The organism is Rhodococcus sp. 14-2483-1-2, from assembly GCF_002259405.1.
Lineage (GTDB): Bacteria > Actinomycetota > Actinomycetes > Mycobacteriales > Mycobacteriaceae > Rhodococcoides.
Genome location: NZ_NPFW01000021.1, coordinates 177817 through 192519, shown reverse-complemented (window position 1 = coordinate 192519; position 14703 = coordinate 177817). Strand labels below are relative to the sequence as shown.

Sequence of the window (14703 nt, the reverse complement as noted above, 5' to 3'; positions counted from 1 at the left end):
GCTTGCTCCCTATCGGCCGGCCGGGATGATGATCATCTCGACCCGCTCGAGAACCGTTGTTTCCTACAGGACCACTACGGCACAGCAGAACGGTGTCACCGGGAGCGACTTATCAAGGTTACGGCAGAGAGACGGCCAGGGTCAAACTGCCTGAACTGCTAGGCATCGATGTCCACCGGAGGACCTGCAGGCCGAGCTGCTGCGCGCCGTCTGCGAGGCCGTGCTGCGGGCACGTCCACCGGCTCCACGGGCTGATCGGCCGCCGCCGTGAGCGGTGCCGACGCCTCGTCGGGTGCAGCCCCGGGCTGGTCGGAAGACGTGGTGTCCACCGAATCCTCCGTGGCAGGTACGACGATGACCATGCCCGCGTCTGGCGCAGTGCCGGTGGGCGCGGCAGCCTTGCGTGCCACCCGCCGTCCGCGTCGAGCCTTCGGTGCCACCGGCACCGACGGCTCGTCGGAGGGCTGATCGGTCCGAGTCTCGGTGGCCTCGTCGGCTGCCGTGACGTTCGTCTCCGCGTCGGCCACCGCTGCGGCCGCTACCTGTACATCATCGGCGGAGACCACGGTCACCACGGCGTCGCCGTCGGGTGCTTCGGCCGGTGCCTGTGTCTCGACATCGGCGGGGCTGACGTCGGCCACCACGTCGTCGTGATGCGCCGCCATGGCCAGTGCCACCGGATGCGCTCGTTTGATCGACGGATCGACCACGGGGTGATCGTGTCCGTCTGCCCGATCGTTCGAGGAAGCCCGATCGTTGCCGTCCGTCCGGTCGTTGCCGTCGGCCTTGTTGTCCTTGCCACGTCGACGCCTGCTGCTCGTCCCCGAGTTGCTGGACTCCGCACGCGACGAGTTCGACCGACCGCCGTCGTTGTCCGGCTTGGCGTCGATGGGGAACGGGTGCACGACGATGCCGCGACCCTGGCAGTGCTCGCACGTGGTGGAGAACGCCTCGACGAGCCCCGTACCGAGCTTCTTGCGGGTCATCTGCACCAGTCCGAGGGAGGTCACCTCGGAGACCTGATGGCGAGTCCGGTCGCGTCCGAGGGACTCGGTGAGGCGCCGCAGTACGAGATCGCGGTTGGACTCGAGCACCATGTCGATGAAGTCGACGACGATCATGCCGCCGATGTCTCGCAGACGCATCTGGCGAACGACTTCCTCGGCCGCCTCGATGTTGTTGCGGGTGACCGTCTCTTCGAGGTTGCCGCCCGAACCGGTGAACTTGCCGGTGTTGACGTCGACGACGGTCATCGCCTCGGTGCGATCGATCACCAGTGTGCCGCCCGAGGGCAGCCAGACCTTGCGATCGAGAGCCTTGGCCAGCTGCTCGTCGATGCGATGCGCAGCGAAGACGTCGACCGAACTGCCGTCGGCCTCGTATCGGTGCAGCCGCTCCATCATGTCCGGGGCCACGGTCTCGACGTAGTTGGACGTCGTCGTCCATGCCTTGTCGCCCTCGATGACGAGCTTGGAGAAGTCCTCGTTGAACAGGTCTCGGATGACCTTGACCAGCATGTCGGGCTCTTCGTACAGCGTCTGTGGTTGCACGCCCTTGCCGGTTTCGGCGTTGGCCGAGCGTTCTTCGATGCTGGCCCACTGCGCCTGCAGGCGAGTCACGTCACGTGCGAGCTCTTCTTCGCTGACGCCCTCCGCTGCGGTGCGGATGATGACGCCTGCCTCGGGAGGCACGATGTCGCGGAGGATCTCCTTGAGCCGCTTGCGCTCGGTATCGGGCAGCTTGCGGCTGATGCCGGTCGAGCTTCCACCGGGCACGTAGACGAGGAAGCGACCGGCGAGCGACAGCTGCGTCGTCAGGCGAGCACCCTTGTGTCCCACCGGGTCCTTGCTGACCTGGACGAGAACCTGATCGCCCGGCTTGAGGGCCTGCTCGATCTTGCGCGCGCTTCCGCCGAGACCGGCGGCGTCCCAGTTGACCTCGCCTGCGTACAGCACACCGTTACGGCCACGGCCGATGTCGATGAACGCTGCTTCCATGCTGGGCAGCACGTTCTGAACGCGGCCCAGGTAGACGTTGCCGACCATCGACGCGGTGGCACTGCTGGTGACGAAATGCTCGACCAGCACGCCGTCTTCGAGCACGGCAACCTGTGTGGTCAGCGGGTGATCCGGTGTCGCTTTCTCGCGCACGACCATGACGCGGTCCACGGATTCGCGGCGCGCCAGGAACTCGGACTCGGTGAGGATCGGCGGCCGACGACGGCCGGCATCGCGCCCGTCGCGGCGGCGCTGGCGCTTGGCCTCGAGACGCGTCGAGCCCGTGATTCCCTGGACCTCGTCCCGGGGTGCCCGACTCTTGTTGCGCGGCTCACGCTCGTGCACGACCGTGTTGGGCGGATCGTCCTCGGACGACGCGCCCTCGGCAGCGGCCTCGGCTCCGGTCTTGCGCCGACGACGGCGACGGCGACGGCGGCTGGATCCGTCTCCGTCCGAACCACCGTTGTCGGAGTCGTCGTAGTTGTCCTGGGCACCAGAATCGGACTCGTCGTCGTCCTCGGCCGAGGAGTCTGCGGTGCGGCTGTCGTCGGAGGAGTCGGACGAATCCGAGTTCTGCCGGTCCGAGGTACGGCTGCGAGTGCGTGATCGACGCGAACGTCGTCCCGAGTTCGACTGCTGCTCGTCACTTGACGAGGACTCGTCCGAGTCTGCGCTGCCGTTCGAGTCCGCCTCGGTCGACTCTTCGGTGTCGGAGTCGTCTCCGGAATCGTCGTTCGAGTTCTCGTCGTTCGAGTTGTCGTCGTTCGAGTTCTCGTCCGAGGACTGCTCGCCGCGACCACGGCCGCGGCCACGGCGGCCACGACGACGGCGTCGAGGCTGAGATTGATCGTCGTCGCCGTCACCGTCGGTCGAGCTCTCGGCCGCGGCCGACTCGTCGGCCTCGGAAGAGGAGGACCGGTCGGTCGAGACGGCAGAGATCTCCGGCGCACCGGTCTCCGGCGTCACCGCGGACTCGCTGCTGTCGGTGTCAGCGCTGCTCTCGGTGTTCGCGACCTCGTCCTTGGGCGCGGCCTTGCGGCTGCGGCGACGCCGAGCCGGGGGCTCGGTCGGTGACTCCGTCGATTCCGTTGCCGGGGCATCCACGGCGGCGGGCTGCAGAAACAGTGGGGTGGCGAACGTCGTCGCGGTGGGCTGGTCGGCCGTTGCCTCGGGCTCGGCAGCCTGCTGCTCCGGAGCCGGCGCGTTGGTGAACAGCTGCGGCTCGGACCACGGAAGCTCGCCTGCGGGCTCATCGGCACCGGGCACCGGAGTCGGCTCGGCAATCGACGAATCGACCGTCGGCACTGCGGGGGCGTTGACCGAATCGCGAACGGACTCCGCAACGTCACGGCTCAGGCTCGACTGAGCACTGCGCGCTTCGATGCCGAGCTCACCGAGGGTGACCAGCAACTGTTTGCTGGTGACACCCAGAATCTTGGCCAGTGCGTGAACACGCAGCCTGGTCGGCAGCTCGATGGTGTCGGGTTGTACCGACGACACCGTGTCGGTTTCCGCAGACGACACCGCGCCGGAGGGCTCCGTACGATCTGCGTTTGCGTTCTGTACATCTTCGGGCGGGCTTTGATCGGCCACGTAGTCTCCTCGGGCCCCCGGGCGCGTCCATCCGACTTCGGGTGTGACGCGGCCACGCGAGGGCAATCCTTGTGTACTCACGTCGGGTTGGACGTCAGCTGTTCGGTCTCGCTCCGCACCCGAGCCGATGACCACTTCGTAGTTCTCGATGGTCGACGACAGCGTGTGCAGTGCCTGGCTGGATGGTGGTGTACCGGCGATCCGAGCGCCTGATCATCAAGCAAGAACGCGAACGAGCCTGTCTCTCGTTCGAGCATCTGCGATGACGGGCAGCGGATAGACGACAGTCATCCGATCGAATCCACGACACCGGTCTAGCGAACTTCGGTGAAGCCTGGGCTTCGGGTGGAACGTGAAACCTGTACCTACTGGCGACGTGGAGTCGATCTGTTGTCGAGTATCCCACACGCTGTGATGCGTACTCGCCACGCCGCACCGATCGGGTTCCGAGCGGATGCGGCGTGACGACGAGAACGCTGCTTTTTCTGTCGAGGGTGGAACGGTCAGGCGAGACCGGGGAACCAGAGTGCGATCTCGCGCTCGGCCGATTCCACGGAATCCGATCCGTGTACCAGGTTCTGCTGACCGTCCAGCGCGAGGTCACCGCGGATGGTGCCGGGAACCGCCTTGGCCACGGGATCGGTGCCGCCTGCGATCTGGCGGAACGCAGCGATGGCGCGGGGGCCTTCGAGTACCGCGGCCACCACCGGTCCGGACGTGATGAACTCGAGAAGTTCGGGGAAGAACGGCTTGCTCTCGTGCTCCGCATAGTGAGCCGAGGCCAATTCGCGGGAGACGGTCTTGAGCTCGAGTGCGACGATGCTCAGACCCTTCTTCTCCACGCGGCCGAGGATCTCTCCTACGTAACGCCGGGCAACTCCGTCGGGCTTGATCAGTACAAGGGTGCGGTCGGTCACGTCGACGACACTAATGGAACACGGCGATGCGGCGCGCGGCGCATCGCCGAAACCGACGGGCTTCCCTGTCAGTCGCGCTGCCCCGGCAGCATTCCTCGTCGGATGCGCTCGGTGATGTCACGGCGCAGGTACAGCAGATACAGCCAGACCGCGATGAAGATCAGGCCGACGGCTCCGATGGAAAGGTGGAACACGGCCCCGGCCAGAACGAACACCTGGAGAACGAGGTTGAGCTTCATCGCCCATGGCTCCCCCTGCTTTCCTGCAGCCAGGATCATCACCACGGCCAACGCCACGATGTACGTCGTCGAGAACCAGGTCGCACCGCCACCCAGGGTGGCCACTACCGGCAGCGCGAGCAGCGTCACGATGGCTTCGAGCACGAGAGTGCCCGCCGCGACACCGCGGAAGCCCTTCCACGGATCGTTCGTGGGTGGTCTGAACTCTGTCTCGCTCACGCGGGGTCCTTTCCGAACAGAGTGCGAGCTGCACCGACGGTCACCACGGATCCGGTCACCACGACTCCGGCACCGGACACGGCCTCGCCCGGCTCGGCGACTTCCTCGGCCAAGCCGATGGCAGTCTCCAGGGCATCGGGCAAGGTCGACGCAACCACGACCCGTTCGTCGCCGAACTTGGCCACTGCGATGTCGGCCAACGCGTCCACGTCCATCGCCCGCGCCGACCCGTTGTGGGTGACGACGATGTCGTCGAACACCGGTTCCAGTGCCTCGAGAATCGCTCCGACGTCCTTGTCCGCCATGACGCTGACGACGCCGACGAGTTTGCGGAAGTCGAATTCGTCGGTGAGGGCGGCTGCAAGCGCTGCTGCCCCGTGCGGGTTGTGCGCGGCATCGAGGAACACTGTCGGGGCGTTGCGTACTCGCTCGAGTCGACCGGGGTTGACGATCGTGGCGAACGCAGCGCGCACGGTGTCCTGATCGAGCTGGCGATCCGGCCCGGCACCGAAGAACGCCTCGACCGCAGCGAGTGCAAGGGACGCATTGTGCGCCTGATGCTCGCCGTGCAACGGAAGGAAGACGTCGGTGTACACCCCACCGAGCCCCTGCAGTTCCAGTTGTTGGCCACCCACGGCGATCTGCCTGCCGAGCACGGTGAATTCCGATCCGGCCCGCGCCACCGCGGCGTCCGCCTGCACTGCTGCCCGCAGCAGGACCTCGGAGACCTCGGGTTGCTGCTTCGCCAGAATCGCGACCGTGTCACGCGGCACGAGCGATTCCGGTGCCTTCTTGATGATCCCAGCCTTCTCCCCCGCGATCCCCGCGAGATCGTCGCCGAGGAACTCGACGTGATCGAGGCCGATCGGGGTGATGACGGCAACCTCACCGTCGACGACGTTGGTGGCGTCCCAACGCCCACCGAGCCCGACCTCGATGACGGCTACCTCGACCGGAGCCTCGGCGAACGCCGCGAACGCCATGGCCGTGACCACCTCGAACTTGCTCATGCGAGGTCCACCCGCAGCCTCGGACTGCGCGTCGATCATGTCCACGAACGGTGCGATCTCGTTGTAGGTGTCGACGTAGAGCCGGGGCGAGATGGGCCGCCCGTCGATGCTGATCCGCTCGGTCGCCATCTGCAGGTGCGGACTGGTGGTGCGGCCCGTACGCCGATGGAATGCGGTGAGGAGCGCATCGATCATGCGGGTCACCGAGGTCTTGCCGTTCGTGCCGGCGACGTGAATCGACGGGTACGCCTTCTGCGGGGAGCCGAGCAGATCCATCAGCGCCGAGATTCGAGCAGTCGACGGTTCGATCTTCGTTTCGGGCCAACGCTTGTCGAGCTCGGCCTCCACGAGAGCGAGCTCGGCCAGATCGACCGGACTCGGCGGAGGTAGGGGCAGGGCGGCGTCGGGTTCGGTCACTTAGCTTCCCATCGATTCGAGCCGCGCCGAGATGCGTGCGATCTCTTCGCCCGCGATCGTCTGGCGTGTTCTGATCTTGTCCACCACCGCATCCGGTGCCTTCGCGAGAAACGCTTCGTTGCCGAGCTTGCCGGTGGTCTGCGCGAGTTCCTTCTCCGCAGCGGCGAGATCCTTGACCAGCCGGGCCCGCTCGGCGACGAGGTCGACGGTGCCCGAGGTGTCGAGTTCGACGACCACGGTGGCCTTGCTCAGGCGCACCTCGACCGACGCCGTCGCGGCGAAGTCCTCGGCGGGCTCGGTCAGTCGAGCCAGTGCGGTGACTGCCGAAATCTGCCCGTCCAGATCGGATTCGGACACTCCGACGATGCGGGCCGCCACCTTCTGGGACGGCTTGAGTCCTTGATCGCTGCGGAATCGGCGAATCTCGGTGATGAGTCGCTGCATATCCTCGATGCGTTGTGCCGCAACGGGATCGAGAGACTCGACGGCCGGACTCGGCCACGCCGCGATCACCAGCGACTCGCCGCCGGTGAGCACCTTCCACAGCGTCTCGGTGACGAACGGGATCACCGGATGCAGCAGCCGAAGCAGAGCGTCGAGGACGTTACCGAGAACCCCGCGCGTGGTGGCGGCGATGGTCTCGTCGGCGAATTGCACCTTGGCGATCTCGAGGTACCAGTCGCAGACCTCGTCCCAGGCGAAGTGATACAGCGCCTCGCAGGCCTTACTGAACTCGTAGCGATCGAACGCCGAATCCACCTCTGCCCGAACCTCTTCGAGTCGATCGAGGATCCATCGGTCGGCGTCGGTCAGCTCGGCACGGGCAGGCAGATCTGCCGGTGCCGCGCCGTTCATCAAAGCGAACTTGGTGGCGTTGAACAACTTGTTGGCGAAGTTGCGCGACGACTGCGCATGGTCTTCGCCGACGGACATGTCGGCACCCGGGTTCGCACCGCGAGCGAGCGTGAAGCGCAACGCGTCGGCACCGAAACGATCGACCCAGTCCAGAGGATCGATTCCGTTGCCGCGCGACTTCGACATCTTCTTGCCGAACTGGTCACGAATCAGGCCGTGCAGAAACACATCTCGGAACGGAACCTGCGGCCCCTGCTTACCTGCGGTGATCGCGTCGTCCGCTCCGACGTAGGTGCCGAACATCATCATGCGGGCGACCCAGAAGAACAGGATGTCGTATCCGGTGACGAGAACGCCGGTGGGATAGAACTTCTCGAGATCGGCCGTGGCGTCGGGCCACCCCATCGTCGAGAAGGGCCACAGCCCGGACGAGAACCAGGTGTCGAGGACGTCGGGATCCTGCTCCCAGCCCTCCGGTGCGCTCTCCCCCGGTCCGAGGCAGACGGTCTCGCCGTCGGGTCCGTACCAGATCGGAATCCGATGACCCCACCACAGCTGACGCGAGATGCACCAGTCGTGCATGTTGTCGACCCAGGCGAACCAGCGCGGTTCCTGACTCTTGGGATGAATGACGGTGTCGCCGTTCCGGACTGCGTCACCGGCCGCCTTCGCCAGGGTGTCGACCTTGACCCACCACTGCAGCGACAGGCGCGGCTCGATCGGCTCACCGCTGCGCTCGGAGTGGCCGACGCTGTGCAGGTAGGGGCGCTTCTCGGCGACGACGCGGCCCTGCTCGGCCAGTGCCTCACGAACCTTCACACGCGCCTCGAAGCGGTCCATACCGTCGAATTGCGTTCCGGTCTCGGCGATCCGGCCTGCCTTGTCCATGATCGAGGGCATCGGCAACGAGTGCCGCACGCCCATCTCGAAGTCGTTGGGGTCGTGAGCCGGCGTGATCTTCACTGCGCCGGTGCCGAATTCGGGGTCGACGTAGTCGTCGGCGATGATCGGGATCCGGCGTCCGGTGAACGGGTGCTCGAGGGTGGTGCCGACGAGGGCCTTGTACCGCTCGTCGTCGGGGTGGACCGCAACTGCGGTGTCGCCGAGCATCGTTTCGACGCGGGTTGTCGCGACGATGACATGTGGTTCGGAGTCGTCGAGCGAGCCGTATCGCAGCGACACGAGTTCGCCCTCGACGTCCTCGAACTTGACCTCGATGTCGGAGATGGCGGTCTGCAGCACCGGCGACCAGTTGACCAGTCGCTCGGCGCGGTAGATCAAACCGTCGTCGAACATCCGCTTGAACATGGTCTGCACGGCCTCGGACAGGCCGTCGTCCATGGTGAAACGCTCTCGGCTCCAGTCGACACCGTCGCCGATGCGCCGCATCTGCCCACCGATGGTTCCGCCCGATTCACGCTTCCAGTCCCAGACCTTGTCGATGAACAGCTCGCGGCCGAACTCTTCCTTGGTCTTTCCGTCGGCGGCGAGCTGCTTCTCCACCACGGTCTGCGTGGCGATTCCCGCGTGGTCCATACCCGGCAGCCACAGCACCTCGTACCCGAGCATCCGCTTGCGACGACTCAGCGCGTCCATCAACGTGTGGTCGAGAGCGTGACCCATGTGCAGGCTGCCCGTGACGTTGGGCGGGGGCAGCACTATGGAGTAGGGCGGCTTGCCGCTGGTGGCGTCGGCTTCGAAGTACCCGGCGTCGACCCAGGACCGGTACAGCTCCGCCTCGACCGCACTGGGATCCCAGCTCTTGGGCAGGTCGATCGAATCGGCGGGGTTCTCTGAGTGCTCTGGCGCTGAACTGGTCACCGGTCGATTCTAGTGGCCGAGGATTCGGGGCATCGACACCCTCTCGCCCAGCACGTGCTCCGCCAGGAATGCCAGCACCACCTCGTACCAGACCTTGGCGTGCTGGGGGCTCAGAATCCAGTGGTTCTCGGCCGGGAAATAGAGGAAACGATGCTCGGTGTTGCCCTCGTCGTCGGCGGGCAGACCGGATTCGCTGAGCAGTTCGTACCACAGCCGCAGGCCCTCGCCGATAGGCACGCGATAGTCCTTGTCGCCGTGGATGACCAGCATCGGCGTCGCGATGTCCGCGACGAACAGGTGCGGGGAGTTCTCCACCGCCATCTCCGGAGACATCTCGCGGGCCCAGTAGTACGGCGCATCGGTGGTCGGCCCGAATTGATCGAGCGCCCACAGGCTCGCATGGGTGACGATGGCGTCGAACCGGTCGGTGTGTCCGGCGATCCAGTTGGCCATGTAGCCGCCGAAGGATCCGCCCATCGCCGCGGTGCGGGTGTCGTCGATCTCGGGTAGCCCGGCCGCGACATCGGTCAACGCCATCAGATCGGTGAACGGGGCCTTGCCCCACGCTCCCCAGCCGCGCTGCACGAACTCCTGGCCGTACCCGGTGGACAGGGCCGGATCCGGCAGCAGCACGGCGTATCCGCGGGCCACCATCAGCCACGGATTCCACCGCCACGACCAGGTGTTCCACGAACCGAGCGGACCACCGTGCACCCACAGCAGCAGTGGTGCGGGCGCCGCGTCCGAGGCACCCTCGGGCAGTGCCAGCCAGCCGCGCACCCGGGCACCGTCGTCGACGACGGTGTCGATCTCGGTGAGAGTTCCCGGCAACGGACAGCGGTCGATGGAGGTGTCGAGGTCGACGACGGTGCCGTCGGACAGGTCGATCGAGACCGGATGCGGAGCGGCCAGATAGGACGCGGCGAGTGCCAGCACCCTGGTTCCGTCCGGGGACACGTGCACGTGGGTGTACGCATCGTCGGTGTTCGTCAGCCGACGCGGCTCCGCGCCGTCACGGACGACGAATATCGGGGACCGGCCGTCGTCGTCCGCGGTGACCAGTACCCCCGACCCGTCCGGCAGCCACACCGGGTCGATCGGCCACCGATCCCAGCCGGGCGCGACGTCGACGACCGAGGAGGACTCGAAATCGTAGCGCTGCAGCGTCATTCGCGGCGCGTCCTCGGGAGTGGAGAGCGATTCACGCACGAACACCACGGACGCGCCGTCGGGCGAGATCGCAGGCGCGCCCAGGTCGGCATCGACGTCGTCGACGATCGTGGTGCGCTCCCCCGTCGCGGTGTCGATGCGCACCAGCACGGTCCGCACGGTCGCCAGAGCGCCGGGGACGGCCCAGGTGGACACGACGAAAGAACCGTCGGCAACGACATCGAATGCCGCTTCGTGGAGTGCCCCGGCCGCACCGGGGGTGAGATCGCGCAGTCCGGTGGAACCCTCCGCCGATCCCGAGAACAAGTGTGGGGTCGCCGGGCCCAGGTCGTGATCCCAGAAACGCACCGGAACCCCGGTGTGCAGAATTGCATCCACCTTGTTCGCCTTGCGCTCGGTGCGCAGGGCGTCGTCGTCCTCATCGGTGCTCGACGATCCGAACACCGGCGAGAACCCGACGAGCCCGAGTCCGGATCGGGCGGTTCGGACCTCGCTCAGACCGGCCGACCGAGTCTCGAGCACTCGCGCCTCGCCGCCCGACGCAGGCAGAATCCACAGCCGGGCCGGATCGTCCTTGCTGGACCGGCGAGAGAACAACAGATCGCCCGCCGAGGTGAACACCGGAGCGCTCTCACCCCACTCGCCGTGGGTGAGGCGTCGGGCAGGCGAACCACCGTCGACATCGATCTCCCACAACGACGTTCGGTACTCGGTCCGCGAATCGTCCAGTGCAGCAATCGCGATCACCGCCCGCGAGAAATCGTGCGATGCCGCCAGGCCCGTGACTCGACGGGCTCCGATGTACTCGTCGACGTCGTCGTACATGCTCATCCAGCGAGCCTAGCTTCACCGGTCGACCGATCGAGTCGTTCCGCGGCTCCACTCCTGCCCTCAGTCCTCGCCGAGGTCCTCACGCAACTGAGCGAGGGTGCGAGCCAGAATTCGCGAGACATGCATCTGCGAAATCCCCACCTTCTCGGCAATCTGCGTCTGGGTCATCGACCCGAAGAATCTGAGGACGACGATTCGACGCTCTCGCTCGGGCAGCTTCTCGAGTGCGGGGCGCACCGCGAGGTAGCTCTCCATCTTCTCGAGTTCGGGATCGTCGGCACCGAGGGTGTCCATCAGCGGCAACCGATCCTCGCTGACCACCGAGTCGACCGAGACGGTCTGGTACGCGCTGCGCGCGAGCAATGCCTGCGAGGCTTCCTTGACGTCGATCCCGAGTTCGGCGGCGATCTCGCTGGCGGTCGGAGCTCGACCGAGCTTCTGCGACAACGACCCCACCGCCTGGGAGATCATCGAGTTCAGTTCCTTCATGCGCCGCGGCACCCGGACCGACCATCCGGCGTCGCGGAAGTAGCGGCGAGCCTCGCCCATGATCGTGGGTACGGCGAACGACACGAAATCCGATCCACGTTCGATGTCGAACCGGTCGACTGCGTTCACCAGACCGAGACGTGAGACCTGCAGGAGATCCTCGTGTGCCTCGCCGCGACCGCCGAAGCGGCGCGCGATGTGTTCTGCGAGAGGGAGGCAGCGCGTGATGATGCGATCGCGCAGTACTCGGCGCTGCGGAGAGTTCTCGTCGAGCGCCTGCATCTGCTGGATCAGTGCGACAACGTCGCTGTAATCGTCGGACTCTCGCCGTGTGCTTCGTTCGTGCGGCACAGGCACTAGACCTTGCTCCTCCGCTTGACCACGTCGATCGCGACCGCGCGACCCGCCTGGCCCTCGACCGCGTCGTCGGCGCGCAGTTCGATGGTGTCGGTCAACGTCTGCAACACGTGCCAGCCGAAGCTGTCCTTCTTCGGCACGGACGTGGGTGTCAACGTGGATGTGACGACGATCCGGATTCCGGAGTCGCTCACAGCGAACGTGCAGGAGAGCTCCGCATCGGTGACCGAGCCCTTGATCAGCTGCGAACACACCTCGTCCACCACCAGCTTCACATCGGCGATGTCGTCTAGCGTGAAGTCGCTGAGCACTGCGAGAGTCTCGGCGACCGCGCGAACCACCGGAAGTTGGTCGGCCTCGGCACGCACCCTCAGCTCGACCGGTGCACCGGAACCTCGCTCCAGTTCTTCGATCTTGCTGACCCCAGCCATCCGCACTTCCCATCGTCGCCGAGCAGTGTTCTTACCGTTCGCCGACTCAGACTACCCAGCGCACGGCGTTTCAATCCTGGCAGTCGAGCAACCGGGCCCGCCGATCGTTCGATTCGCACCGATGGCAGGTGAACAACGTCCCGGCCGGCATGACGCGGGCGCAGCGAACTGGCACGATCATCGATGTGGACTACTCGCAGGCACTTCGCTCTCTCGCCCGACGCCTCGGCACATCGACCTCGTACCGAGGCTGGGACGACACCGAACACGAAGTGAGCGACGACACCCTGCGTCAGGTGCTCGCCGCACGCGGCTACGCAACCGAATCCACCGAGGACGTCGACCGCGCTCTTGCCGACATCGAGAACGCGCCGTGGCGGCGCTTGCTTCCGCCCGTGGTGGTGGCCACGCAGGGCACCGATGCCGTGGTGTGGGTGCATGTGCCACACGGCAATCCGGTCGAGGTCTCGATGGTCTCCGAGGAGGGTGAGACCATCGAGGTGGCCCAGGCCGACGTCTGGGTCGATCCCCGGGAGGTCGACGGCCGCCTCATGGGTCGCGCCACGTTCGTCGTTCCGGGTAATGCACCGCTCGGTTGGCACAGCCTGACCGCGACGACCATCAGCGAGGACAACACGGTCCGAACATCGGACGCGGTCGTGGTGGTCACTCCGAAGTCGTTGTCCCCCAATGCAGAACTGGCAGACCGGCAGCGGACGGGTTTGCTCACCCAGTTGTACTCGGTGAGGTCGAGACGATCGTGGGGAATCGGCGATCTCGCCGATCTCGAGGACATGGCCGACATCGCCGGCCGCGAGCACGGGTTCGACTACCTCCTCGTCAATCCGCTGCACGCCGACCGACCCACCACACCGGTCGAGGCGTCGCCCTATCTGCCGACCACCCGCCGGTTCTTCAACTCGCTCTACATCCGAGTGGAGAACATTCGTGAAACCGCGCTGCTGTCACCGGAACAGTTCGGCAAGGTCCAGAAAGCGGCGAAGCGGTTCGACAAGGCCAACAAGCGAACCGGAAAGCTGAACAGAGACTCGACTTTCACGGCGAAACTGCGTGCCCTGGAACGTGTTCACAAGGTGGAACGGAGCCCGGCGCGCGAATCCGCATTCCGCGCTTTCGTCGAACGCGAGGGTTCCGGACTGCGCGATTTCGCGGTGTGGAGCGCCCTGGCGGAGAAGTTCGGACCCGAGAATTCGGCCTGGACCGACAAGGCAGCACACCCGCGGACCGACTTCGTGCTCGAGCAGCGCACCAAGCTCGCCGAGCGCATCGACTTCCACATGTGGCTGCAGTGGATCTGCGACGAGCAGTTGGCAGCCGCGCAACGCTCGGCACTCGATGCGGGGATGGACATCGGCATCATGCACGACCTCGCCGTGGGCGTTGCGCGCGGTGGAGCCGATGCCTGGGCTCTGGGTGACGTGTTGGCGTCGGGAGTCACGGTGGGCGCGCCGCCGGACAACTTCAACCAGCAGGGCCAGAATTGGAACCAACCCCCGTGGGATCCGGACCGGCTCCGCGAACTCGCGTACGTCCCCTACCGCGACATGCTGCGCACCATCCTTCGTCATGCCGGCGGCATCCGCGTCGACCACATCCTGGGCCTGTTCCGCCTGTGGTGGATTCCACAGGAGGCCGAGAATGCCGGCGGCGGAACGTATGTCGAGTACGACCACGAGGCTCTGATCGGCATCCTGGCTCTGGAGGCCGAGCGCGCAGGCGCAGTGGTGGTCGGTGAGGACCTCGGTGTCTTCGAGCCGATGGTGCAGGAGTACCTCACCGAACGCGGCATCTTCGGCACCTCGATCCTGTGGTTCGAGGCCGACGAATCGGGGCCGATCCCGCCGGAGAACTACCGCACTCTGTGTCTGACGTCGGTGACCACGCACGATCTGCCGCCCACGGCCGGTTATCTCGACGGCGAACACATCGACCTGCGATCACGTCTCGGCCTGCTCGAGCGCGATATCGATTCCGAGAAGGAGGTCGACGCGCGCAAACGTGAGGCAGTTCTCGACATGGCGCGCGAGCGCGGATTGCTCGGCGCCGACGCCGACAACCACGACACGGTGGAAGCTCTGCATCGCCTCGTCCAGCGCAGTCCATCCCTGCTGATCGGTGTCGCTCTCGTCGACGCCGTCGGAGAACACCGCATTCAGAACCAGCCCGGTACCGACGAAACCCAGTACGAGAACTGGAAGATCCCGTTGGCCGACGCGAAAGGCAAGCGAGTGCTCGTCGACGATCTCGTCGATCACCCCCGCATGGTCTCGTTGGTGAGCGCAATGGCCCACCGAGTCGACGGCCCGAGAACGCCGGGGTCCACAATCGAAGAATGA

General features: G+C 66.0%; 9 protein-coding genes. 1 reads left to right on the top strand and 8 read right to left on the bottom strand.

From position 1 onward, the window contains the following. Window positions 1-158: 158 nt before the first annotated feature. The 8 genes from CH295_RS19360 to CH295_RS19325 all read right to left on the bottom strand — a co-directional run bounded on the left by CH295_RS19360 (window position 159) and on the right by CH295_RS19325 (window position 12346). Window positions 159-3590: a translation initiation factor IF-2 N-terminal domain-containing protein gene (locus CH295_RS19360; protein WP_094741836.1), complete on the bottom strand. Its 3432-nt coding sequence runs from the start codon at window positions 3588-3590 to the stop codon at window positions 159-161. Window positions 3591-4093: 503 nt separating this feature from the next. Continuing rightward, window positions 4094-4507, bottom strand: coding sequence for a nucleoside-diphosphate kinase (ndk, locus tag CH295_RS19355; RefSeq protein WP_032394582.1), 414 nt, complete (start codon window positions 4505-4507; stop codon window positions 4094-4096). A 68-nt stretch (window positions 4508-4575) separates the two neighbouring features. Next, entirely contained in the window at window positions 4576-4965 is a 390-nt protein-coding gene (locus CH295_RS19350) for a DUF4233 domain-containing protein (protein ID WP_037193130.1), read from the bottom strand. Continuing rightward, window positions 4962-6392, bottom strand: coding sequence for a bifunctional tetrahydrofolate synthase/dihydrofolate synthase (gene folC, locus CH295_RS19345; protein WP_094635560.1), 1431 nt, complete (start codon window positions 6390-6392; stop codon window positions 4962-4964). The genes CH295_RS19350 and folC overlap by 4 nt, the downstream gene beginning before the upstream one ends. Next, window positions 6393-9068, bottom strand: a complete 2676-nt coding sequence (locus CH295_RS19340) for a valine--tRNA ligase (RefSeq protein ID WP_094741678.1) — start codon at window positions 9066-9068, stop codon at window positions 6393-6395. It lies immediately after the preceding gene. A 9-nt stretch (window positions 9069-9077) separates the two neighbouring features. Next, entirely contained in the window at window positions 9078-11069 is a 1992-nt protein-coding gene (locus tag CH295_RS19335) for a S9 family peptidase (RefSeq protein WP_037193135.1), read from the bottom strand. 60 nt (window positions 11070-11129) lie between these two features. After that, window positions 11130-11915 carry a SigB/SigF/SigG family RNA polymerase sigma factor gene (locus CH295_RS19330; protein ID WP_037193137.1) on the bottom strand — a complete coding sequence of 262 codons (786 nt, stop codon included), beginning with the start codon at window positions 11913-11915 and terminating at the stop codon, window positions 11130-11132. Beyond that, on the bottom strand, window positions 11915-12346 hold the full coding sequence (locus tag CH295_RS19325) for an ATP-binding protein (RefSeq protein WP_037193139.1): 432 nt from the start codon (window positions 12344-12346) through the stop codon (window positions 11915-11917). The genes CH295_RS19330 and CH295_RS19325 overlap by 1 nt, the downstream gene beginning before the upstream one ends. A 149-nt stretch (window positions 12347-12495) precedes the next feature. Between CH295_RS19325 and malQ the strand changes: the two genes are divergently transcribed. After that, window positions 12496-14703 (top strand): 4-alpha-glucanotransferase, encoded by a 2208-nt coding sequence (gene malQ / locus CH295_RS19320; RefSeq protein WP_170945997.1) that lies wholly within the window; start codon window positions 12496-12498, stop codon window positions 14701-14703.